The 22460-nt window shown below is 47.9% G+C and carries 22 protein-coding genes, 1 other RNA gene and 1 other annotated feature; of the genes, 21 read left to right on the top strand and 2 right to left on the bottom strand.

Annotated features, from left to right (window positions below; genetic code table 11):
• Nucleotides 1–194: 194 nt before the first annotated feature.
• From KNQ03_RS04715 to KNQ03_RS04705, 3 genes are all read left to right on the top strand, one after another.
• Nucleotides 195–1379, top strand: a complete 1185-nt coding sequence (locus KNQ03_RS04715; RefSeq protein ID WP_214723716.1) for a DASH family cryptochrome — start codon at nucleotides 195–197, stop codon at nucleotides 1377–1379.
• A gap of 75 nt (nucleotides 1380–1454) precedes the next feature.
• Nucleotides 1455–1644, top strand: a non-coding RNA gene (gene ssrS / locus KNQ03_RS04710) — 6S RNA.
• Between the two features lie 93 nt (nucleotides 1645–1737).
• The gene (locus tag KNQ03_RS04705; protein WP_023468920.1) at nucleotides 1738–2502 is read left to right on the top strand and encodes a tRNA threonylcarbamoyladenosine dehydratase; all 765 of its coding nucleotides are present in this window, start codon (nucleotides 1738–1740) and stop codon (nucleotides 2500–2502) included.
• An 11-nt stretch (nucleotides 2503–2513) separates the two neighbouring features.
• On the opposite strand, the gene KNQ03_RS04700 is transcribed toward KNQ03_RS04705, so the two are convergent.
• On the bottom strand, nucleotides 2514–3851 hold the full coding sequence (locus tag KNQ03_RS04700) for a replication-associated recombination protein A (protein WP_214723714.1): 1338 nt from the start codon (nucleotides 3849–3851) through the stop codon (nucleotides 2514–2516).
• Between the two features lie 60 nt (nucleotides 3852–3911).
• Between KNQ03_RS04700 and cymR the strand changes: the two genes are divergently transcribed.
• The 4 genes from cymR to KNQ03_RS04680 are packed head-to-tail and all read left to right on the top strand — an operon-like array spanning nucleotide 3912 to nucleotide 7277.
• Nucleotides 3912–4319: a cysteine metabolism transcriptional regulator CymR gene (gene cymR, locus KNQ03_RS04695; protein ID WP_029342236.1), complete on the top strand. Its 408-nt coding sequence runs from the start codon at nucleotides 3912–3914 to the stop codon at nucleotides 4317–4319.
• Nucleotides 4320–4332: 13 nt separating this feature from the next.
• Nucleotides 4333–5460, top strand: coding sequence for a cysteine desulfurase family protein (locus KNQ03_RS04690; RefSeq protein ID WP_214723712.1), 1128 nt, complete (start codon nucleotides 4333–4335; stop codon nucleotides 5458–5460).
• 16 nt (nucleotides 5461–5476) lie between these two features.
• A complete protein-coding gene (gene mnmA, locus KNQ03_RS04685) occupies nucleotides 5477–6598 on the top strand; it encodes a tRNA 2-thiouridine(34) synthase MnmA (protein ID WP_214723710.1) in 1122 nt (373 codons plus the stop codon).
• Nucleotides 6599–6611: 13 nt separating this feature from the next.
• Complete coding sequence (locus tag KNQ03_RS04680) at nucleotides 6612–7277, top strand: tetratricopeptide repeat protein (protein ID WP_214723708.1); 666 nt, start codon at nucleotides 6612–6614, stop codon at nucleotides 7275–7277.
• Between the two features lie 45 nt (nucleotides 7278–7322).
• On the opposite strand, the gene KNQ03_RS04675 is transcribed toward KNQ03_RS04680, so the two are convergent.
• Complete coding sequence (locus KNQ03_RS04675; protein ID WP_214723706.1) at nucleotides 7323–7871, bottom strand: VOC family protein; 549 nt, start codon at nucleotides 7869–7871, stop codon at nucleotides 7323–7325.
• A gap of 116 nt (nucleotides 7872–7987) precedes the next feature.
• Between KNQ03_RS04675 and recD2 the strand changes: the two genes are divergently transcribed.
• From recD2 to KNQ03_RS04605, 14 genes are all read left to right on the top strand, one after another.
• The gene (recD2, locus tag KNQ03_RS04670; RefSeq protein WP_214723704.1) at nucleotides 7988–10213 is read left to right on the top strand and encodes an SF1B family DNA helicase RecD2; all 2226 of its coding nucleotides are present in this window, start codon (nucleotides 7988–7990) and stop codon (nucleotides 10211–10213) included.
• A 42-nt stretch (nucleotides 10214–10255) separates the two neighbouring features.
• Nucleotides 10256–10466: a binding site (T-box leader), on the top strand.
• A 57-nt stretch (nucleotides 10467–10523) separates the two neighbouring features.
• Nucleotides 10524–13166 (top strand): alanine--tRNA ligase, encoded by a 2643-nt coding sequence (gene alaS, locus KNQ03_RS04665; RefSeq protein ID WP_214723702.1) that lies wholly within the window; start codon nucleotides 10524–10526, stop codon nucleotides 13164–13166.
• A gap of 34 nt (nucleotides 13167–13200) precedes the next feature.
• Complete coding sequence (locus KNQ03_RS04660; RefSeq protein WP_029342229.1) at nucleotides 13201–13470, top strand: IreB family regulatory phosphoprotein; 270 nt, start codon at nucleotides 13201–13203, stop codon at nucleotides 13468–13470.
• Nucleotides 13467–13889: a Holliday junction resolvase RuvX gene (ruvX, locus tag KNQ03_RS04655; protein WP_023468910.1), complete on the top strand. Its 423-nt coding sequence runs from the start codon at nucleotides 13467–13469 to the stop codon at nucleotides 13887–13889. Before KNQ03_RS04660 ends, ruvX begins: the two co-directional genes overlap by 4 nt.
• Before the next feature lie 15 nt (nucleotides 13890–13904).
• Nucleotides 13905–14192: a DUF1292 domain-containing protein gene (locus tag KNQ03_RS04650; RefSeq protein ID WP_023468909.1), complete on the top strand. Its 288-nt coding sequence runs from the start codon at nucleotides 13905–13907 to the stop codon at nucleotides 14190–14192.
• Nucleotides 14179–14472 (top strand): DUF1292 domain-containing protein, encoded by a 294-nt coding sequence (locus tag KNQ03_RS04645; protein ID WP_023468908.1) that lies wholly within the window; start codon nucleotides 14179–14181, stop codon nucleotides 14470–14472. Before KNQ03_RS04650 ends, KNQ03_RS04645 begins: the two co-directional genes overlap by 14 nt.
• Before the next feature lie 78 nt (nucleotides 14473–14550).
• A complete protein-coding gene (gene mltG, locus KNQ03_RS04640) occupies nucleotides 14551–15699 on the top strand; it encodes an endolytic transglycosylase MltG (protein WP_149427657.1) in 1149 nt (382 codons plus the stop codon).
• Nucleotides 15700–15770: 71 nt separating this feature from the next.
• Nucleotides 15771–16409: an O-methyltransferase gene (locus tag KNQ03_RS04635; RefSeq protein WP_023468906.1), complete on the top strand. Its 639-nt coding sequence runs from the start codon at nucleotides 15771–15773 to the stop codon at nucleotides 16407–16409.
• 16 nt (nucleotides 16410–16425) lie between these two features.
• A complete protein-coding gene (udk, locus tag KNQ03_RS04630; RefSeq protein WP_214723700.1) occupies nucleotides 16426–17073 on the top strand; it encodes a uridine kinase in 648 nt (215 codons plus the stop codon).
• Between the two features lie 56 nt (nucleotides 17074–17129).
• Nucleotides 17130–17603, top strand: a complete 474-nt coding sequence (greA, locus tag KNQ03_RS04625) for a transcription elongation factor GreA (RefSeq protein WP_029342224.1) — start codon at nucleotides 17130–17132, stop codon at nucleotides 17601–17603.
• Between the two features lie 52 nt (nucleotides 17604–17655).
• Nucleotides 17656–18354 carry a 5'-methylthioadenosine/S-adenosylhomocysteine nucleosidase gene (gene mtnN, locus KNQ03_RS04620; RefSeq protein ID WP_023468903.1) on the top strand — a complete coding sequence of 233 codons (699 nt, stop codon included), beginning with the start codon at nucleotides 17656–17658 and terminating at the stop codon, nucleotides 18352–18354.
• A 106-nt stretch (nucleotides 18355–18460) separates the two neighbouring features.
• A complete protein-coding gene (locus tag KNQ03_RS04615; protein WP_050677578.1) occupies nucleotides 18461–19405 on the top strand; it encodes a beta-ketoacyl-ACP synthase III in 945 nt (314 codons plus the stop codon).
• Between the two features lies 1 nt (nucleotide 19406).
• Entirely contained in the window at nucleotides 19407–20645 is a 1239-nt protein-coding gene (gene fabF, locus KNQ03_RS04610) for a beta-ketoacyl-ACP synthase II (RefSeq protein ID WP_133207561.1), read from the top strand.
• 97 nt (nucleotides 20646–20742) lie between these two features.
• Nucleotides 20743–22299, top strand: coding sequence for a peptide ABC transporter substrate-binding protein (locus KNQ03_RS04605; RefSeq protein ID WP_214723698.1), 1557 nt, complete (start codon nucleotides 20743–20745; stop codon nucleotides 22297–22299).
• Nucleotides 22300–22460: the final 161 nt, after the last annotated feature.

Genomic DNA, 22460 nt, shown 5'->3' with positions numbered 1-22460 from the left:
GACCAACCGTCGTTACGAGCGTCATTAGTGTTCTGAGTTTACCGCGTTTTGCTGCCATTGATTCATTCACTCCTCTGATTTGTTGTACTAATCATATTCCACGAAAACAACGTCTTAAAACCTCATCGGCACATCAAGTGGTTTTCTATCTACCTTGGTCGGGTCATAGTATAAGGAGAAGGGAGTCGATCAATATGGGAGCAGTCGTTTGGTATCGTCATGATTTACGTGTCGATGATCATGAGGCACTTCGGAGTGCGTGTGAAGAACAGGACGTCATTCGTGCCGTATACGTCAAAGACCAAAAGAAACGCGATTTTAAAAGAGGTACACAACAAGCGCGATTTGAACAAGAGACACTAGAGAACCTAGCGAGTCATCTTGCTCAGATCGGAATCACGCTAGATATTCTAGAAGGGAAGGTGCATGAGACACTCGATTCTTACCTGCAAGCGGATGATACCGTCTATTTCCATAAGATGACCGGCACAGAAGAAGCGGCAAGTGAACAGTATATCGAAGACAAGTATGCCGTCCGTTCTTTTGAGACACAGACATTACATCGACGGGAAGATATCGGAAGTGATGAATTAAAGCGTGTCTTTACGGCATTTCGAAAACGGGTCGAGGCGAAAGGGACCTTCTACGATCCACTCGATCCACCAACCGGTATTCAGTTAGTAAAAGAAGAATCGGTCGAAGCGAATCCCGAAATCGCGTTCCCGTTCCGTGGTGGAGAGTCAGCAGGGAGAGCGCGCCTTCAGGAATACCTTGCTGAGCCTGTATTCACCTATAAAGAAACACGGAATGGGTTCTTACGAAATGATTCTTCGAAGCTGTCTGCCTGGCTAGCGAACGGATCACTCTCGCCGCGTCGCGTCATGGCTGAATTGCAGGCAGCCGAGCGAAAAAAGGGAGCGAATGAATCGACGTACTGGTTGTATTTCGAACTGTTATGGCGTGACTTCTTCCATTTGACGATGCGTGAGACAGGAAGCCGTCTGTTCCGTGCGAGCGGATTACAAGAAGGTCAATACACGTGGAAGGCGGACCAGCTAGCTGTCGAACGTTGGATAGAAGGAAAAACCGGTGTGCCATTCGTCGACGCCTTCATGAACGAGATTCGCGAGACGGGATGGATGTCGAACCGCGGCAGGCAGATCGTTGCCAGTTATCTAATTCATGAATTAAAGCAGGACTGGCGCATCGGAGCGCGATATTTCGAACAGCAGTTGATCGACTATGATGTCGCTTCGAACTATGGGAACTGGGCGTTCATCGCGGGTGTCGGGAATGCAACACGCACACCACGATTCGATCCTGCATTCCAACAACAACGATATGATCCGAATCAACACTTCACGAAACGTTGGACCTGAAAAAAAGCATCTTTTTCTGGAGTGGGAAGTAGTTGCATTTCAGAGGGGAGGATGCTATATTAAATGCATCAGATGGGGTTCCTGAATTGTACGAGAGCCGCCTTTTATCTTTGAGCCACTCTTTTTTGATAGGGAGTTTGACGTTCCAACTAGTAGTACATGCCTCGTAACACAGCAGGAGGACGTACGAATAGGAATCGGATAAGACACCCACCTGCACAGCAGGTTCAAAAATAAGGTATCGACACGGCACTTCGGGTCCCATCGTCTTATTATTTTGTTGTTTGACACGTCGCATGACGTTTTTTTTTATGATATAATTCCGAGTAAAACAGTATGAGTATTGTGAGGTTATGAGATGTTACATCAATTTTCGCGTAATGAATTAGCAATCGGTAAAACTGGACTTGACGCATTGGCATCCAAGTCCGTCGCTATTCTGGGTATCGGTGGTGTTGGATCGTTCTCAGCAGAAGCGCTTGCCCGCAGTGGTGTAGGTCGTTTGATTCTTGTCGATAAGGACGATATCGACATCACGAACGTCAACCGACAAATCCATGCTTTGCTTCCGACGGTTGGTCAACCGAAGGTCGATGCGATGGCAGAACGTCTTGCGTTAATAAATCCGGATCTTGAAATCGTTCGCTTGAAGATGTTCTACAATGAAGAGACATTCGAGTCGTTCTTCGAACAGCAACCGGATTATGTCATCGATGCATCGGACACGGTCTCGTTCAAGATTCACTTGATTCAGGAATGTAAGAAACGTAACATTCCAATCATCTCAAGTATGGGGATGGCGAACAAGATGGATCCGACACGCATCAAGATCGTTGACATCAAAGATACAAGTTATGATCCACTAGCGAAGGTCATTCGGACGAAACTTCGGAAAGCCGGTATTCATAAAGGTGTTCCTGTCGTCTTCTCTGATGAACCGCCTGTTAAGATCATCGAAGAAGTCCGTCAAGTCGTCGGAAACGATGCGGCTGCAATTCGTAAGGCAAAGATGCCGCCAAGTTCGAATGCGTTCGTTCCATCAGTTGGTGGATTGATCGCAGCGAGCTACGTCATCAATGAGATCGTCCGTGAAGCCGGCGTGACGATCGAACGCGTTCGTTAAAAAAAGCGACCTTATGGTCGCTTTTTCTGATGTGTGGCTGTTTGTTTGTGCCAAAAATCAAGTCGAGCTTGCAGTTGTTTCTCAAAACCGCGTGGGCTTGGACGATAAAAGACGGGTTTTGTCCGGGCAAGGTTCTCGGGCCAGTAATTCTGTGGCACATAGGCATGTTCGAAGTCGTGCGGATACTGATAGGTGACGCCATTTCCAAGTGCTCCTGCCCCTGGATGATGGGCATCGCGCAAGTGCGGCGGTACCGGACCACCGTCTGAACGACGGACGAGTGTCAATGCTTGATCGATCGCTGAGATGACAGCATTCGATTTCGGTGCCGTCGCGAGATATAAGACGGTTTCAGCGAGCGGAATCCTTGCTTCAGGGAAACCGACGTACTCGCACGCACGTGCACAGGCATCGACCATCAATAACGCTTGCGGATCAGACAGACCGATGTCTTCTGCCGCATGGACGTAGAGACGCCGTACGATGAAGCGCGGACTTTCGCCCGCTTCAATCATGACAGCGAGCCAGTAGAGCGCAGCGTCGGGATCGGAACCCCGAATCGATTTGATGAAGGCGGAGATGACATCATAATGCCGATCGCCGTCCTTATCGTACTTCAATGCTTTTTGTTGAATCGATTCCTCGGCGACAGCGAGATCGATCGTGATCTGACCATCGATTTCCGGTGTCGTTAAGACGGCGAGTTCAAGCGCATTCAACAATGCCCGGTAATCGCCATCCGACAACTTGACGTAATGATCGATCGCGTCATCCGTGATCGTGATCGGATATTTGCCAAGACCACGCTCTTCGTCTTTTAGGGTCCGGTCGAGGACGATCCGTAAGTCATCTGGCGTCGGGGGTTCGAAACGAAAAACCGTTGCCCGCGATAACAGAGCGGCGTTGACCTCAAAACTCGGATTTTCAGTCGTCGCCCCGATCAACGTGATCGTACCTGCTTCTAGCGCTGGCAGTAAGGCGTCTTGTTGCATCTTATTGAATCGATGGATCTCATCGAGAAAGAGAATCGTTTTTTGATCCTCGAACTGAAGACGGGCTTCGGCCGCTTTTAGAATTTCCCGTAATTGTTCCAGTTTCGCTGTGACCGCGTTCAATTGCTCGAACGCTGATTTCGTATAACTGGAGATGACACGCGCGAGCGTCGTCTTACCGGTTCCGGGTGGACCGTAAAAAATGACGGTTCCGAGACGATCGGCTAAGATGGCACGCCGCAGGAGCGTCGTCTCTCCGATCAGATGGCGTTGTCCGACGATTTCATCCAGATTCTGCGGACGCATTCGATTCGCGAGCGGTCCGGCAGGTGACTGGGATTCAAATAAATGTGCCATACACATACGCTCCTTCCACTTTTAGCTACTACTATACTAGAAAGGATGATCCTTCGCATGATGAAAATCTCGACGAAAGGGCGATATGGTCTGACGATCATGATCGCACTCGCGAAAGAAGCTGAATCTAAACCATTATCCCTAAAAAAAATCGCGCAGATGTATGACTTATCTGAGCATTATCTTGAACAGTTGATTGCCCCCCTTCGTAATGGAGGTCTCGTCAAAAGTGTCCGTGGTGCTTACGGCGGGTATAAGCTCGGTCGTGAAGCGCAAAACATCACAGCGGGTGAAATCATCCGTCTGCTTGAAGGACCACTCGTGGTCGTCGAAGGCGATGCGTGTGACGAGGTCACGAAGCGCAAACTTTGGGATAAAATCCAGCAAGCAGTCGATCAAGTACTCGATTCAACAACGCTACAAGACTTAGCGGAAGAAGAAGATACAGGATACATGTTCTATATTTGAGAGGTGAAAACGAATGAATTACTTTGACCATTCGGCGACGACGCCGATGCGTCCGGAAGTCCTTGAGGCGATGACGCCTTATTTGCTCGAACAGTACGGCAACCCATCGAGTGTTCACGCGGCTGGTCGGTCTGCTCGTGCAGCAATTGACAAAGCACGCCGGCAGATTGCACAAGAATTGAATGCGAAACCAACCGAACTGATTTTTACGAGTGGTGGAACGGAATCGGATAATTATGCGATTTTCGGTGCGGCTGAGGCGGCGCGTGAAAAAGGGCGTCATCTCATTACGACACGGTTTGAGCACCATGCTGTATTACATGCGTTCGAAGAGCTCGAAAAACAAGGCTATGACGTCACGTATCTCGATGTTCCAGATACAGGTGTCGTCTCAATGGCTGCTTTGCAAGAAGCGGTACGGGAAGATACGACACTCGTCTCGATCATGTTCGGCAACAATGAAGTTGGAACGATTCAGCCGATTGCGGCATTCGGTCAATTTTTACGAGAACGCGGTATTTTGTTCCATACGGACGCGGTGCAAGTGTTCGGGAAACAAGCAATCGATGTCGAAGCGTTACAGGTCGATCTCTTATCCGCGTCTGGTCATAAAATCAATGGTCCAAAAGGAATCGGATTGTTGTATGTTCGGACTGGTGTGAAGTTAGCGCCTCAAACGTTCGGAGGAGAACAGGAACGCAAGCGTCGTGCTGGTACAGAGAACGTACCGGGAATCGTCGGTTTAGCGAAAGCGCTCGAACTGATGATCGCAGAGCGTGATCGACAACAGGACCACATCAAACAACTGCGCAGCGTTTTACTAACGCGATTGGATGAAAGTGGCGTAACTTACGAAGTCAACGGCGTTGAAGGATTGCCGAATGTCCTCAATCTTTACTTCCCGCGGATTGAGATCGAACCGTTCCTGATCATGCTTGATATGCGTCAAATGGCCGTATCGAGCGGGAGTGCATGTACGGCAGGATCCGTCGAACCTTCGCATGTCTTATCGGCGATGTATGGCGAAGATGAACGGACACGAGCATCGGTCCGAATCAGTTTTGGTCACGGAAATGAGCTCGCGCAAGTCGAACTACTCGCACAAGCCTTGCAAGATGTCGTAAAATCGTTTCAGAATTAACTAAGAGGTGAAATAAATGAATACACGAGCGAAAGCCCCGAGTGAAACGACAGTCGTCGTTGGGATGTCGGGCGGTGTCGATTCTTCTGTGACTGCTCATTTATTAAAAGAGCAAGGCTATAACGTCATCGGAATCTTCATGAAAAACTGGGATGACACGGATGAGAACGGCTTTTGTACGGCGACGGAAGATTATGAAGACGTCATCGCGGTAGCCAATCAAATCGGCATTCCGTACTATGCGGTCAATTTCGAGAAAGAGTACTGGGATAAAGTCTTCACGTACTTCCTCGATGAATATAAACTCGGTCGGACACCGAATCCGGACGTCATGTGTAACAAGGAAATCAAGTTCAAAGCCTTCCTCGATCACGCGATGCGTCTTGGTGCCGATTTCGTCGCGACAGGGCACTATGCGCGTGCCGTCTATGAGGATGGAGAACATAAATTGCTTCGAGGCGTTGATGCAAACAAGGATCAAACATATTTCTTGAATCAATTGTCGCAAGAGCAAATCGCGAAGGCGATGTTCCCGATCGGGCACATGGAAAAATCAGAAGTGCGCCGGATCGCAGAAGAAGCGAACCTCGCAACGGCGAAGAAAAAAGACTCGACAGGCATTTGCTTCATTGGCGAGCGGAACTTCAAACAGTTCCTCGGTCAATATCTGCCGGCGCAACCCGGTGAGATGCGGACACTTGACGGCAACGTCATGGGACGTCACGATGGATTGATGTACTATACGATGGGGCAACGTCATGGACTCGGTATCGGTGGCGACGGAGAGCCTTGGTTCGTCGTCGGGAAAAATTTAGAGAAGAACATCCTCTATGTCGATCAAGGATTCCATAACGAATTGTTGTATTCGGAAGGATTACTTGCTTCAGATGTCAGCTGGACATCTGAGCGTCCGGTCGGTGAGACATTCCGTTGTACGGCGAAATTCCGTTACCGTCAACAAGATACAGCCGTCACGGTTCGTGTCCTCGAAGATGGACTCGATGTTTCATTTGACGAGCGTCAACGGGCAATCACACCAGGACAAGCAGTCGTATTCTATGATGGGGACATCTGCCTCGGTGGTGCGACGATCGATGCAGCCTATAAAGCAGGCGAACGCCTCGCTTATCTAGCGTAAGGAGCAAAAGAAGATGAACTATAATGAAGTAGGATTCCGGCATCTAGAAGCTGGAAATTATGAATTAGCAGCGCAAGCGTTTAACGACGCGATCGAAGAAAATCCAAAAGATCCGACAGCGTACGTCAATCTTGGAACATTACTCCAATCGATGAACGATGCTGATCGTGCCCTTCGTTTTTATGACCGGGCACTGATGATCGATAATACGTTTGCGAGTGCCTATTATGCAAAAGGGGCGCTGTTCTTTGCTGCCGACAAACTCGTCGAAGCAGAGGAATCATTGCGGGCAGCGTTATTATATGGACTTGACGACGCGGATCTCCATTTCATGCTGGGAATGACGTATCAAAAACTTGGTGATCCAGTACGTGGCTTACCTCGTCTACAACGCGCGTCAGAATTAAACGGTGTCGATATCGAGATCGCATTCCAATACGGACTTGCCTTAGCGCAAAACGAGAAGTTGGAAGAAGCGGTCGAGATGTTCGAGCACGTCTTGATGCTTGACGAAACGCATACAGATGCACGATACAATTATGCGATTGCCCTTGCTTTCCTTGGTCAACAGGAAGCCTGTTATGCAGAACTCGAAGCCGTTCTTACCTACCAGCCGGAACACGCCCTTGCGCGGGACGCGAAAGCGAAGATGGATGCGTTATTAAAACAAGCAGACTGATATAAAAAAGACGATTCCGCCTGGAGTCGTCTTTTTTTATGCTATTTAATTCCCAACTTCACGGATGACACGAAGTGGTGGACCGGAAAAGTCTTCATAGGCTTCATCCATGTTTTTCGTGTACAGTTCGATGACGTTATTTTCCGTATCCTTGAAATAAGCAGAATGCTCTTTTTGATTCGAGGTCTCCTGTTCGTCCCATTCTCTGAGCTTCACGGTGATCGATGCTTCCCGCAATTGATTCAAGGCTTGCTGGAACTCGTCCTTCTCAACGTAAAAAGCACAGTGGACATGGACACCACCTTCATCGTACAACGTGTCCCATTCGGACACTGGTAAGTGTTTGACGGTCCGTTCTTCCATCGTAAAGTCCCGTTTCAGCCACAGACCGAGTCGAGTGTTACCGCCAATGTAGAGCCACGTTGCCCAAACCCCGTCTTGCTTAGATTGTTCTTTGCTCGGTTCAGCGTCCTCAGGAGCCCATTGCTCGACGACTGGAATGCCTAGTGTCCCATTCCAAAAGCCGACCGCACGATCCATATCCTCGACTTCAAGTACTAATTCACACAATCCTGCAATCGGTAAACGTTCCATCCTTAAACTCCTCCTCTTAACGAAATGTTTCAGGGTATCTTTCCCTGATTTAAAATCCGGTAAACGAATGCTATGATGAAAGCAGCGAATGAAAAAGAGAGAAAGAAGGTGGAGTGATGGAGCACCCCCATCAAGTCGTCGGGCGCGTCAAACGTGTGCTCTTTTCTTCTGAAGAAGAAGCACACTCCATTGTATTGGTCGCCGTCAAAGAAAAGAACTTTGAACTGAAAGAAACCGAGCTCGTCATCACGGGTACTGGGGTTGGGATCGAACTCGGAGGAACGTATCAAGCATTCGGTCGTCTCGTCGATCATCCCCGGTTCGGAAAACAACTGAAGGCGGAGCTGATTCGACGATCGGTTCCGATGACAAAACATGCGACGATCCGCTTCTTGACGAATGGTTCGTTCACCGGCATTGGTCCGAAGACAGCGAAAAATATCGTCGATGCTCTCGGAGAAGAGGCAGTGGATCTCATTTTGAAAGATGAACGGGTACTGAATCAGGTGCCTGGGTTAAAACAAAAACAAGCTGACATCATCTTGAGTCGACTCGCCACGTTATACGGTGTCGATCAGTTGATGCTGTTCTTAGCACCGTTTGATGTCACACCGAAGCTAGCGGCAAAGATTTATGCTGCTTACGAAGGGGACGCCATGGCGCGAATACGAGAGAATCCATATTCCTTGATGTATGAAGTGAATGGGATTGGTTTTAAGACAGCCGATCATATCGCATCACATCTTGGACTCGTCGGATTACACCCGGAGCGCGTCGCTGCTTCGATCATGCACATATTAGAACAAGAAGCAGGAGAGGGGCATGCCTTTGCGACAGTCGACTCGCTATTGCAACGGGCGCCCCGGTTGCTTGGTGAAGACCCAGGGGAACGGCTAGAACAAGCGATTGAACTGTTGCTCGCTGAAGATAAGGTCAAGCTCGAAGAAGGCTGTCTGTATTTACCGACGATCTTTTATGCCGAAGTTCGGGCGGCGAAGGAACTCGCGCGGGTCATGGCGAACGGTGCCGAACAGGAAGTCGATGTCGCGACGATCCTTGAAGCAATCGGGCACCTCGAAGAACAGTTTGGCATGGAATATGCGGCGCAACAGCGGGAAGCGATCGAGTTAGCGGTCAAAGCACCGTTAATGGTTCTGACAGGTGGACCCGGTACCGGTAAGACGACCGTCATCAAGGGAATTTTACATGCCCTGCAAGAAATTCATGATTGGCCGCTTGAGAAAAGTCGCGTCAAGACGGGGGATGTCTATCCGTACGTTCTTGTCGCACCGACCGGACGCGCCGCTAAACGTCTATCGGAAGCAACGGACGTCCCAGCGATGACGATTCATCGTCTATTGAAGTATGACGGAACGAACTTTCAGCTAAATGAAGATCAGCCAATCACGGGGAAAGTACTGATCATCGATGAGTCGTCGATGATTGATATCTACTTGTTATCGAGTCTGCTCCGTGCTGTGCCGAACGGCATGAAAATCTTGTTCGTCGGTGACCGCGATCAGTTACCATCCGTCGGTCCTGGGCAGGTGCTGGCAGATTTGATGGATACGGAAGGGATTCCCGTCGTTCGTTTGAACGTCGTCCATCGCCAAGCGGAAGATTCTTCGATTTTACGGCTCGCGCACGATTTGAAGAACCGGACGACGTCAGCTGATTTGTTATCACCACTTGCGGATCGTCGCTTTTACACCGCGTCTCCGCAAGAGACGTTACGCGGCATCTCAGCCTTCGCGGAAAAAGCACTTGCAAAAGGGTATTCGAAATTCGATGTTCAGGTTTTGGCACCGACTTACCGTGGTCAGGTCGGAATCGACGAACTGAATGTCGCCTTGCAACGCGTCTACAATCCGGAGGAACCGAAAAAACGCGAAGTCAAACAAGGCACCCGGATTTACCGGACCGGGGACAAGATTCTTCAGCTCGTCAACAATGCGGAAGAGAACGTCTATAACGGAGATATCGGCGAAATCGTCAATATCTTCTTCGCCAAAGAAAACGTCGACAAGGTGGATAAGATCATCGTCCGCTTCGACCAGACGGAAGTCGAGTACAACCGGAGTGACTGGGATCAATTCACGCATGCCTACGCGATTACGATTCACAAGGCACAAGGGTCCGAGTTTCCGATCGTCTTGATGCCGGTCTATTTCACGGGAGCATTCAAGCATTCCCGAAACTTGATTTATACGGCGGTCACCCGTGCGAAGTCGAGTTTATTATTGTTCGGCGATCCACGAGCGTTTCATAAAGCGTCGCAAGAAGAGGAGCCACGGCGCCGAACACGATTGATTGAACGACTCGGTGGGGTGACAAAGACTTGACGGATGCTGTACGATAGGTAATAATCACGATAGATGAATGGACGTAACACGTTGATGGAAGATAAGTAAAAGGAAAACTCGAGTCCAGAGAGAAGTGAGTCTGCTGCAATCACTTTCTCGAGTCCCTTTGAAGCTCCTTCCGGAGTCGGGTGTAAACACCTGCGGGTCATCCCCGTTATCAGATGTTCGAGGTAAGCAATGGATTGCTTACGAACGAGGGTGGTACCACGGAAGCGATGCTTTCGTCCCTTTTCAGGGATGAAGGCATCGCTTTTTTGCGTCCAAATAAAACCAATGGGGGTAACTGTTCATGAAAGCTCTAAAACCATTAACGGGTGCACAAATCCGTCAGATGTATCTTGATTTCTTCCAAAGCAAAGGGCATGCGATCGAACCGAGTGCTTCACTCGTACCGGTCGAGGATCCATCGCTCTTGTGGATCAACTCAGGTGTTGCGACACTCAAGAAGTATTTCGATGGTCGTGTCATTCCTGATAATCCACGTATCGTCAACGCACAAAAATCAATCCGGACGAACGATATCGAAAACGTCGGGAAAACAGCACGTCACCATACGTTCTTCGAGATGCTCGGAAACTTCTCTGTCGGTGATTACTTCCGTGAAGATGCGATCAAATGGGGCTGGGAACTCTTGACGAGTGATGACTGGTACGGTCTTGACCCGGAACGTCTCTCGGTCACGATTCACCCGGAAGATGACGCAGCGCGTCAAATCTGGCTTGAACTCGGTGTACCGGCTGAGCGGATCATTCCACTTGAAGATAACTTCTGGGAAATCGGTGAAGGTCCATCTGGTCCGAACACGGAAATCTTCTTCGACCGTGGACCTGCTTTTGGAGACGATCCGAACGATTCAGAACTCTACCCAGGTGGCGAAAACGAACGCTATCTCGAGATCTGGAATATCGTCTTCAGTCAGTATAACCACGATGGACACGGCAACTACACGGAACTTCCGCGTAAAAACATCGATACAGGAATGGGACTCGAACGGATGGCATGTGTCATGCAGGACGTGCCGACGAACTTCGATACGGATCTGTTCATGCCGATCATTCACAAAACAGAAGAGATCAGCGGTAAAATCTACCGTGATGATTCGAAACTCGATGTAGCATTTAAAGTCATCGCAGACCACATCCGTACCGTATCATTCGCAATTGGTGATGGTGCGCTTCCTTCGAATGAAGGTCGTGGATATGTCCTTCGTCGTTTACTACGCCGTGCGGTTCGTTATGCGAAGATGCTTGGAATCGAACGTCCGTTCATGTATGAACTCGTCGATACGGTCGGGAATGTCATGGTCGACTTCTACCCACAAGTGCCAGAAAAAGCGGACTTCATCAAACGCGTCATCAAAAACGAAGAAGAACGTTTCCATGAGACACTTCATGACGGTCTTACAATCTTGAATACGGTCGCTCAGACGTCTAAGGCAAACGGTGAGCATGTCATCAGTGGTGAAGATGCGTTCCGTCTGTATGACACGTATGGTTTCCCACTCGAATTGACAGTCGAGTATGCGGAAGATCATCAGATGTCTGTTGATGAAGAAGGCTTCAAACTAGCGATGGATGCACAACGTCAGCGGGCACGTGCAGCGCGTGAAGAGAGTGGTTCGATGCAACAGCAATCGGAAGTCCTCTCGACGCTAAAAGATAAAAGTACGTTCGTCGGCTATACCGACCTTAAGGCGGATGCGAAAATCATCGCATTGTTGCATGATGGAGAACGAGTCACAGAAGTCGCTGCTGGTGAAGAAGCACAAGTCATTCTCGACATCACGCCGTTCTACGCTGAAAGTGGTGGTGAAGTCGCGGATACAGGAACAATCGAAGGCAAAGACTTCGTTCTTGATGTCAAAGATGTTCAAAAAGCACCAAACGGTCAAAACTTGCATACGGTCATCGTTCGTACAGGGATCGCAACGGAAGCTGCAGACGTCGTTGCAAACGTCGAAGCAGCAGAGCGTAAAGCCGTCACGAAAAATCACACGGCAACACACTTACTTCATAAAGCATTGAAAGATACGCTCGGAACACACGTCAATCAAGCGGGATCACTCGTTTCTCCAGACCGTCTTCGTTTCGACTTCTCACACTTCGGTGCAGTGACACAAGAAGAGTTGACGAAGATTGAACAAGACGTCAACCAAGCAATCTGGGCATCACTACCGGTTGATATCGAAGAGATGAACATCGCTGATGCAAAAGCAAAAGGCGCAATGGCATTGTTTGGTGAGAAATACGGTGAAACGGTCCGTGTCGTCTCAGCAGGCACATACTCGATCGAGTTGTGTGGCGGTATCCACGTCGGGAACACAGCAGAAATCGGCTTGTTCAAGATCGTTTCAGAGTCTGGGATCGGTGCAGGTACACGCCGAATCGAGGCGGTAACGGGTGCAGGCGCGTATCGTGTCATGAATCAGCACTTGGAAACACTCGAACAAGCAGCAGCTGTCTTGAAGACGAAGACGACAGAAGTTCCTGTTCGCATCGAAGCACTGCAACAACAGCTCCGTGAGACGGAACGGGCGAATGAATCGTTGCAAGCAAAACTTGCGAACATCGAAGCTGCTTCATTGAAGGACGATGTTGAGGAAATCAACGGTGTGCGTGTGCTTGCGAAACGCGTCGACGTCTCAGATATGGATGCTCTTCGCGGTATGATGGACGAGTTGAAGAGCTCGCTCGGATCAGCAATCATCGTTCTCGGAAGTGCGCAAGGTGAGAAAGTCAATCTCGTCGCAAGCGTCTCAAAAGATTTAATCGACCAAGGCTATCATGCTGGTAAATTGATCAAGGAAGTCGCAACACGCTGCGGTGGTGGCGGTGGCGGTCGCCCTGACATGGCTCAAGCTGGTGGAAAAGATGCGTCGAAATTAGAAGAAGCACTCGCGTACGCTTCACAATACGTGCAATCACTGGCATAATAGAAACGTAGTGTATATGAAAGAGGTGATGAACGTGAGTCAGATGGATCAAACGATGAAATTCAACTTTCCGGAAGACGATAACAAAGCAGCGACACGTGATGTGTTGTTGACGGTCTATCATGCTTTAGAAGAAAAAGGATATCATCCGATCAACCAAATCGTCGGCTATCTCCTTTCAGGAGATCCTGCTTACATTCCTCGTCATAATGACGCACGTAATTTAATTCGTAAGATTGAACGCGACGAATTGCTCGAAGAACTCGTGAAATCTTATTTGGCGGAGAGTGGAAATTCAAAATGAAACGTGCAATGGGACTAGATGTCGGTTCGAAGACGATCGGGGTAGCGGTCAGTGACTTGATGGGCTGGACGGCGCAAGGCGTCGAGACGGTCAAGTGGACGGAACCGGATTACCCAGAAGCCTTCAAACGGCTCGATGTCATCATGAAGACATACAATGTCGAAATCCTAGTCATTGGTCTTCCGAAAAACATGAACGGTTCCATCGGTCCCCGCGCAGAAGCAAGTGAAGCTTTTGCGAAGGAAATCGAACAGCATACCGGGCTTGAAGTCGTCTTCATGGATGAACGGTTGACGACGATGCAAGCAGAACGGATGCTGATCGATGCCGATGTCAGCCGTAAAAAGCGTAAACAAGTCATCGATAAGATGGCTGCCGTCATGATCCTGCAATCGTACTTGGATCGGACGAACCGATGAAGGGGGGAGAAACCGATGGCTGAAGAAAAACGTCAGTATCTCTTTCCAGATGAAGAGGGCGGCGAACATCTTTTCGAAGAATGGTACCGTTACTCGAGTGAACGTACAGGAAAAACCTATCTGTTTCTTGAAATGATCGGTAACCCTGACGAAGGAGCAGATGATCTGATCATCTGTGAGATCGATGAATATGGAGAAGGCGAAGATGATTTCGAATTGAGCCTGATCGATGAAAATGATGAGCAAACTTGGGATGAACTCGAGCTTGCGTTAAAGGAGCGGATCACTGATGCAACAGAATGAACCAACACGTTACGTAATTCCGGACGGCGAAGGAAATGATTTCGAATTCGTAGAACGTCTGCGTTATGAAAGCCCACGTTCGAGCAAGACATACATCTTCCTCGAGCCAATCGGAGCAGACTATGACGAAGCAGAAGAAGTCGACATCTTCGTTTACGAACTCGACGAATACGGTGATGGAGACAACGACTTCAACCTCGTACCAATCGATGAAGACGATACAGCGACTTGGGATGAAATCGAAGAAGTCTTTAACACGCTCGAAGACCAGTTAGACTAACCCGACTCATGACAGGTGACGTCGTAAGAGACTTTCTCTTACGATGTCACCTTGTTTTAAGAGAAGAAGGAGGAACCGATGGAGAACGAATGGAAGCAAAATGCTGAAATCGAAAAAAGGCGACGCCGGACATCACGCCGGATTACGCTAATCATCCTTTCTGTATTGTTGACGATTTTTCTAGTTGCCAGTGCGGTCGTCTATGTCTTTTTGAAAAATGCGCTTGAACCAGTCGATGAAACAGCGACGAAATCCGTCAAAGTCGAAATTCCTTTAGGAGCAGGGACGAGTTCGATTGCTTCTTTACTAAAGGAAAAAGACTTAATCGCAAACGAGACGATTTTCCGTTACTACGTCCGTTACAAGAATGAATCGTCATTCCAGGCGGGTACGTATACACTGTCACAAGCCATGTCCCCGGATGAAATCATCAATGAATTAAAGACGGGAACGGTCATGAAGGCAGCGGATGTGAAAATCACGTTACCTGAAGGCATCACGATGGATCGTCAAATTGCTTTGATCGCGAAAGCAACGAACTTCAAGGAAGAGACGGTCCGTAAAGAATTGACGGATGCGACATTCATCGACAGCATGATTGAAAAATATCCGATGTTGACGGATGAAGTGAAGAAGAATGGTGTCCTGTATGCACTTGAAGGGTACCTCTTCCCAGCAACGTATGAGTTTGATAAAGGAAAAAGCATTGATCAAATCGTCGAGACGATGCTCGATGAAACAGAAAAAGTCTACGATGAGAATGAGGATGCTATTCAAAAGTCTGGCATGACCTTCCATGAAGTACTCAGTCTCGGTTCCATGGTCGAGCGTGAAGCGGCGACAGCAGATGATCGTCGTGAAATCGCTGGTGTCTTCAAAAATCGATTGGATGACGGTATGAAGTTACAGTCGGATCCAACGGTTTGGTATGGCACAGGTGAAAATACGGCCTTAACGACGCTGAAGGATCTCGAGAACAATTCGAAGTACAATACGTATAAGTACGAAGGGATTCCGATCGGTCCGATTTCAACGGTCAGTAAAGATTCGGTACTTGCCGTGTTAAATCCGAATAAAACGAAATATGTCTATTTCTTCGCCCGTCCACCAAGTGATAAACATCCACGAGGACAGATTCTATACGAAGAGACATATGAAGAACATCAACGAAACGTCGTTAAGTATAAGCCGGAATGGGTGGAATACGAAGCGAGTAAAGAGCAATGAGCAACGGGTTGGGTTGAAGCGGGAAGTTCGCTTCAAGTCAACCTGTTTATGCGGAAGAGGGAGTGAATGGCGTGAATGATTTCACGACCTATGTCGAATCAATGATTCATCCTCGAGATGCTCTGTTAGAAGAAATGGAGCGTTATGCGGAAGAACATCATATACCAATCATCGAACTGACAGGTTCCGAAGTCTTGTTATCGCTATTGCGATTACAACAACCGAAGCGCATTCTAGAAGTTGGAACCGCAATCGGATATAGTGCGATTCGGATGGCCCGTGCGCTACCGGATGCGCGTATTACGACGATTGAACGGAATGCAAAGAGGTATGAAGAAGCAAAAACCTTCATCGCCCGGTCAGATGTGGCGGACCGGATTGACATCATTTTCGGTGATGCAGTAGAATTAGCCGAAACGCTTGAAGACCAGTTCGATGCGGTCTTCATTGATGCCGCTAAAGGACAGTATAAAAAATTCTTTGCAGGATATGGGCGACTCATTCCTGAGGGCGGCGTGCTCTATACGGATAATCTCTTCTTACACGGAGATGTCCTCGAGTCTGATCCGAAGACATTCGATCGAAGAAGACGTCGACTCGTGCGTCTCGTCAAGGAATTCACGGTCTGGATGATGGAACAAGAACAATACGATACGACGATTTTTCCGCTCGGTGACGGTGTATCCGTCAGTCGGAAAAAGTCGAAATGATGGAGGAACGAATGACATGCAAAAACCGGTAGTAATTGGTGTAGCGGGCGGAACGGGTTCAGGGAAGACGACGGTGGCACGTTCACTCGTCGATGCGTTCCCAAGTGAATCAATCGTCATGATTGAGCAGGACGCGTATTATAAAGATCAAAGTGGTTTATCAATGGAGGAGCGGTATCAGACAAACTATGATCACCCGTTCGCTTTTGATAATGGTCTGTTGATTGAGCACATTCAGTCGCTCCGTGAAAACATTGCCGTTGAAAAACCGGTATATGACTATGTCGCCCACACGCGGGCACAAGAAACGATTCGTCTCGAACCACGCGATGTCATCATCGTAGAAGGAATTTTAGCGCTTGAAGACGAACGGTTACGGGAACTAATGGATATCAAGGTGTTCGTCGATACGGATGCGGACGTTCGCATTCTGCGTCGGATGCAACGCGATATCAACGAACGTGGACGTTCAATCGACTCAGTCGTTGAACAGTACACGAATGTCGTTCGTCCGATGCATCTGCAGTTCTGTGAACCAACAAAACGGTATGCGGACATCATCGTACCGGAAGGCGGCGAGAATCATGTCGCTATCGATTTACTCGTGACGAAGATTCGAGCGATTCTTGATTATCGTTCAGCACTCGATCAAAGAGGATATTGATTCCAAAAAAGATGTGAATATACTATACTAGTGGAATAAAAAGGAGCGTGACAAAAATGGCAGAAAAGCAATACTACATGACGCTTGAAGGTAAAGCGAACATTGAAAATGAATTGAATGAATTGAAGTCAGTCCGCCGGAAAGAAGTCGTCGAGAACATCAAGATTGCCCGTTCGTTCGGTGACCTTTCAGAGAACGCAGAGTACGATTCAGCAAAAGAAGAGCAAGCGATGGTCGAAGGCCGGATCGCTCAACTTGAAGAGATGCTTCGTAATGTTGCCATCATCTCAGAAGAAGAGAAGGATATCTCGGTCGTCGGTATCGGAACGACGGTCACTTTCTTAAGTGTCGAAGATAACGAAGAAGATACGTATACGATCGTCGGTAGTGCCGAAGCAGATCCGTTCACTGGTAAAATCTCGAACGAATCACCAATCGCGAAAAGTTTAATGGGGCACCAAGTCGGAGATCAAGTCTCTGTACCAGCACCAGGCGGCGAATACGCAGTAAAAATTACATCGATCAAATAAAGAACACAGGAGCCGGAGCAATCCGGCTTTCTGTTTGATGGAGGAATGAATTATGCCAATCGCAATCATCGGCGCAATGGAAGAGGAAGTCAACTTATTGCGTAATGAGTTATCAGAACGTAAAGATACAGTCATCGCAAACTATCATTTTTATGAAGGGCTTTTAAATAGCGTTCCTGTCGTCATCTTGAAGTCAGGAATCGGGAAAGTGAACGCTGCGATCGGGACGACATTATTGCTAGACCACTACAAACCAAGTGCTGTCATCAATACGGGCTCAGCAGGTGGATTCAAGGAAGGCTTAACGGTCGGGGATGTCGTCGTCTCAACAGAAGTACGTCACCACGACGTCGACGTGACGGCATTTGGATACGAATATGGTCAGGTACCTGGAATGCCAGCTGCCTATCAAGCAGATCCGAAGCTTGTTGCGACGGCAGAAGCCGTCATCGAGCGGATGGATGCGATTCGCGTCGTACATGGATTGATTGCGACAGGCGATTCATTCATCCACGATTCAGAGCGCTCTGCTCAAATCAAGGCTCACTTCCCAGAAGTCGCAGCCGTCGAGATGGAAGCAGCACCAATCGCACAAGTCTGTCATCAGTTCGGTGTTCCGTTCGTCGTAACGCGTTCGATTTCAGATAGCGCCAATGAAGAAGCGTCACTCTCGTTTGATGAGTTCCTCGAGATTGCGTCAATCAATTCCGCTAAAATGGTCATGGAAGTCGTACGGACTTTAGCAGAATGAGGTATGGGGAAGGGCACGGGAGACCATGCTCTTCCTTTTTTCTTTGACAAAAGCATATTAACGCTTTATATTAGTACCAGATACTAATAACAAAAGGGGATGCCTTATGAAGATCGGGATTGTAGGATTAGGAACGTCTTTGCCGTCACGCCGCGTGACGAACGATGAATTAGCAACGACGCTCGATACGAGCGATGAATGGATTCGGACACGGACAGGAATCGGGGCACGACGGATTGCAGCCGATGATGTGGATGTCACTGACTTAGCGACAGAAGCTGCTCAGAAAGCGCTTGATGATGCTGGATTGACAGTAGAGGACATCGGGTTGATTGTCGTCGGAACGGCAACAGGACGGGCGTTTCCATCTACTGCCTGTATCGTTCAAGAGCGTCTTGGAGCACGAGGAGCGACTGCATTCGATATTAGTGCGGCATGTAGTGGTTTCATCTTTGCATTACAAACAGCTGCTAGCATGTTAGCAACAGTCGAAGGAAAACATGCGCTCGTCATCGGTGCTGAAAAAATGTCGAGTATCGTCGACTGGTCAGACCGGTCAACTGCCATCTTATTTGGAGACGGTGCAGGGGCAGTCGTCATCGGACCAACTGAGCAAGCGGGTCTTAATGCCTTTGAACTTGGAACAGATGGACGCGGAGCACATTTATTATTTAAGGACATCGATGGACCGATCGAGATGAATGGTCGTGAAGTCTTTAAGTTCGCTGTTCGCAAATTACCGGAAATCGTTGAAAAAGTCATTCAAAAAGCGGATAGTACGCTCGAAGACATCGATATCTTGATCCCGCACCAAGCAAACCTACGCATCATTGATGCAGCGTGCGAACGGCTGCATATACCGCAAGAAAAAGTCATCGTCACCATCGATGAGCATGCGAATACATCGGCTGCTTCAATCCCACTCGCACTCGAAGAAGCACGTCAACAAGGACGCCTGACACCTGGTACGAAGCTCGTACTTGCTGGATTCGGTGCCGGATTGACTTGGGGAGCAGCATACATTACTTGGACTAAAGGAGAGAACACATAAGATGATGAGAAAACGCGTTGTAGTCACAGGAATCGGAGCACTGACACCAATCGGGAACGATGCCAATACATTCTGGGAAGCATTAAAAGAAGGAACGAACGGGATTCGACCGATGGAGCGTCTCGATATCGATGAATATCCAACAAAGGTCACTGGCGAATTGCAGAACTTCGACGTGACAGAATTCATCGAGGCGAAAGAAGCACGCAAGATGGATCGCTTCGTTCATTACTCACTTGTCGCAAGCATGGAAGCTGTAAAAGATGCTGGAATTGATATCAAGTCGATTGCTGAACGTGCAGGTGTCTGGATTGGATCAGGGATCGGTGGCGTGGAGACAATCGAGAAACAAGCGAAGATTTACTTCGAGCGCGGACACCGTCGTGTCAGCCCGTTCTTCATTCCGATGATGATTCCGAACATGGCAAGCGGTCAGGTATCGATCTATACCGGAGCCAAGGGACCGAATAACTGTTCTGTCACAGCATGTGCTTCAGGAACGAATGCCATCGGGGAAGCACTTCGTGTCATCGAACGGGGCGATGCAGATGTCATGATCGCTGGTGGAGCGGAAGCACCAATCACGAACTTAGCGTTTGCTGGTTTTTGTTCCAACAAAGCGATGTCAACGAATCACGATCCTGAGACAGCAAGCCGTCCGTTTGACGAAGGGCGTGATGGATTCGTCATGGGAGAAGGGGCAGGTATCTTGATTCTTGAAGAGTACGAGCATGCGGTAGCACGTGGCGCAAAAATCTATGCCGAAGTCAGTGGGTATGGATTAACAGCTGACGCCTACCACATCACAGCTCCAGATCCAGATGGAGACGGTGGAGCGCGTGCGATGGCAATGGCAATCCAAGATGCAGGTATCGCACCAGAAGCAGTCGGATACATCAATGCACACGGAACGAGCACACCGATGAACGACATTCTTGAAACAAAAGCGATCCACAGTGTCTTCGGTGAACAGGCAAAACAACTCGTCGTCAACTCGACGAAATCGATGATTGGTCACTTACTTGGTGGCGCTGGTGGCGTCGAGGCGATTGCAACGATCAAATCGTTACAAGAACAAACCGTTCACCCGACGATTCATCTCAAACAGCCGAGTGAAGGCTGCGATCTTGATTACGTGACGGAAGGTGCACGGAGCGTCGAATTGAATTACGCCCTGAGCAACTCGCTCGGGTTCGGTGGACACAACGCATCACTCGTATTCAAACGTTACGAAGCTTAAGCTTAAGCGATTCCCTTGAAAAAACGAGGGGGTCGCTTTTTTGCTGATTTTCTGATTCAATAGAGAAATGCGTGTTTGACGCAGAAAGGAGTCGTTTATGACTAACATCACAAGAAAAACATCAATCCTGATATTGATCTTATTTTTATTGATTGGTCTCGGTGGTACGCTCATATATCGTCTATCATCATCTCAAAAGACGAAAACAGATCAGGAGACCCAAGCAGTGAAGCTTGAATTAATTGAATCATCACTCCCGAAGACATCTGATATTGCGTTAGCGACAGATAGTCGTTCTCAGACACTGTTAGCACAACTGTATGAAGGATTATATGTCTTTACTTCTGGGACATCCGTCCGTAGAGGATTAGCACAGGATATGTCAGTCTCAAAGGATCGTCTGACGTATACGATTCAACTCAAACAAACGAAAAATGCGCAGGGTCAGCCGATCACGGCACAAGACTTTGTCGATAGTTTCCGACGTGTCGCAGCTAATAAAACGAATTCTCCTTATGGTTTTTTATTTGAAGTGTTTGAAAATGGACGTGCCGTCAATGACGGAAAAATGAAGCCAGAGCGTTTAGGTGTAAAGGCGAAAGGACGCGATCAACTTGTCATCACGCTGAATCAGCCGGTTTCGAATCTAAAAGAATTACTCGCGATGTCCGTCTTTTATCCCCAACCGGAATCCAAGAAGTGGCAAGACCTCACGGGTAATGGTGCGTTTACACTAGAACAGATGTCGAAAAATGGATATACGCTTAAGAAAAACAACCAGTATCATCAACAAAATGTTGTCACAGTCGAAGAAGTGAAAAGTCGCATCATCTCTGATCATCAGACGCAATGGAGTACGTATGAGAACAGTAAAGCAGCGATTCTTCCGTTACAAGAGAGTGTCGAGACACAAGAAGATCAAGTCTCTCGACCAACCTATCAAAAAAAGCGGAGCGGTGTCTTTTATATCGCATTTAATCAAAAAAATGAAGCCTTCCGTGAAAAGACACTCCGAAAACGAATTGCTTACGCCTTGATGGAAAAAGAGTCCGTTCAACTTCCTTTAGGATATGCCGGCATTCCGACGAATCGATTCGTCGTCACAGATACGAATGTATTAATGACAGAACCGGTGCAAGTAAAAAAAGAAAATGGTCAACAACAGAAGAAACAACGAATCGAGATGCTTAATTTTGATGATCCACAGGCAAAACGAATCGGGAAACAGCTCGAGACGTATCTTGAGAAACAGTTGCCTGATATTGATATCGTTCTTAAACCAGTTGCGATTGAAGAGAAGATTGATAAAGAACAGTCAGCTCAGTACGCGATGACGTTAACGGGATGGATGCCGGATTATCCAGGTCCACTTGCATATTTGAATCAGTTCGTCTCAGATAATCCGTTGAATTCCGTAAACTATCAATCAGACACGTACGATCTAATGATCGAAAAAGCACGACAGGTACGAGATATGAAGAAAAAACAGGCGTTATATCATCAAGCTGAAAGACAGTTGATCAATCAAGATGCCGTCATCGTTCCTTTGTATCAGACGACAGAGAAATTATATGTTTCTGATACGATTCAAGGAATCGAAGTACCGATTTATGGACCAGAATACCTACTTCGCGCAATGAAAATTCTAAAATAATCACTGAGCTGGGACCATTTTTTCGTGAGGTCCCAGTCTTTTTTGAAAAAATATTTAGAAAAATCGGATAAAAGGTTTGCAAAATTATCAGAACATTGTAAACTATTTGTAACGAAGGGTTTGATTCGAATATAGTAATTCTTTTTTTTTCGGTCAAAAAC

It is taken from the genome of Exiguobacterium sp. s143 (assembly GCF_018618895.1).
GTDB classification, from domain to species: Bacteria; Bacillota; Bacilli; order Exiguobacteriales; family Exiguobacteriaceae; genus Exiguobacterium_A; species Exiguobacterium_A abrahamii.
This window is presented reverse-complemented; position numbering and strand designations above follow the sequence as displayed.

What these genes read in the sequence shown, in the direction of transcription:
- KNQ03_RS04700 (WP_214723714.1), bottom strand. Translation starts at nt 3,851, where the DNA reads ATGGCACATTTATTTGAATCCCAGTCACCTGCCGGACCGCTCGCGAAT.
- greA (WP_029342224.1), top strand. Translation starts at nt 17,130, where the DNA reads ATGGCAGAAAAGCAATACTACATGACGCTTGAAGGTAAAGCGAACATT.
- mltG (WP_149427657.1), top strand. Translation starts at nt 14,551, where the DNA reads ATGGAGAACGAATGGAAGCAAAATGCTGAAATCGAAAAAAGGCGACGC.
- KNQ03_RS04690 (WP_214723712.1), top strand. Translation starts at nt 4,333, where the DNA reads ATGAATTACTTTGACCATTCGGCGACGACGCCGATGCGTCCGGAAGTC.
- KNQ03_RS04705 (WP_023468920.1), top strand. Translation starts at nt 1,738, where the DNA reads ATGTTACATCAATTTTCGCGTAATGAATTAGCAATCGGTAAAACTGGA.
- KNQ03_RS04615 (WP_050677578.1), top strand. Translation starts at nt 18,461, where the DNA reads ATGAAGATCGGGATTGTAGGATTAGGAACGTCTTTGCCGTCACGCCGC.
- KNQ03_RS04605 (WP_214723698.1), top strand. Translation starts at nt 20,743, where the DNA reads ATGACTAACATCACAAGAAAAACATCAATCCTGATATTGATCTTATTT.
- KNQ03_RS04715 (WP_214723716.1), top strand. Translation starts at nt 195, where the DNA reads ATGGGAGCAGTCGTTTGGTATCGTCATGATTTACGTGTCGATGATCAT.
- mnmA (WP_214723710.1), top strand. Translation starts at nt 5,477, where the DNA reads ATGAATACACGAGCGAAAGCCCCGAGTGAAACGACAGTCGTCGTTGGG.
- mtnN (WP_023468903.1), top strand. Translation starts at nt 17,656, where the DNA reads ATGCCAATCGCAATCATCGGCGCAATGGAAGAGGAAGTCAACTTATTG.
- alaS (WP_214723702.1), top strand. Translation starts at nt 10,524, where the DNA reads ATGAAAGCTCTAAAACCATTAACGGGTGCACAAATCCGTCAGATGTAT.
- udk (WP_214723700.1), top strand. Translation starts at nt 16,426, where the DNA reads ATGCAAAAACCGGTAGTAATTGGTGTAGCGGGCGGAACGGGTTCAGGG.
- ruvX (WP_023468910.1), top strand. Translation starts at nt 13,467, where the DNA reads ATGAAACGTGCAATGGGACTAGATGTCGGTTCGAAGACGATCGGGGTA.
- recD2 (WP_214723704.1), top strand. Translation starts at nt 7,988, where the DNA reads ATGGAGCACCCCCATCAAGTCGTCGGGCGCGTCAAACGTGTGCTCTTT.
- KNQ03_RS04680 (WP_214723708.1), top strand. Translation starts at nt 6,612, where the DNA reads ATGAACTATAATGAAGTAGGATTCCGGCATCTAGAAGCTGGAAATTAT.
- KNQ03_RS04675 (WP_214723706.1), bottom strand. Translation starts at nt 7,871, where the DNA reads ATGGAACGTTTACCGATTGCAGGATTGTGTGAATTAGTACTTGAAGTC.
- KNQ03_RS04645 (WP_023468908.1), top strand. Translation starts at nt 14,179, where the DNA reads ATGCAACAGAATGAACCAACACGTTACGTAATTCCGGACGGCGAAGGA.
- fabF (WP_133207561.1), top strand. Translation starts at nt 19,407, where the DNA reads ATGATGAGAAAACGCGTTGTAGTCACAGGAATCGGAGCACTGACACCA.
- KNQ03_RS04650 (WP_023468909.1), top strand. Translation starts at nt 13,905, where the DNA reads ATGGCTGAAGAAAAACGTCAGTATCTCTTTCCAGATGAAGAGGGCGGC.
- cymR (WP_029342236.1), top strand. Translation starts at nt 3,912, where the DNA reads ATGAAAATCTCGACGAAAGGGCGATATGGTCTGACGATCATGATCGCA.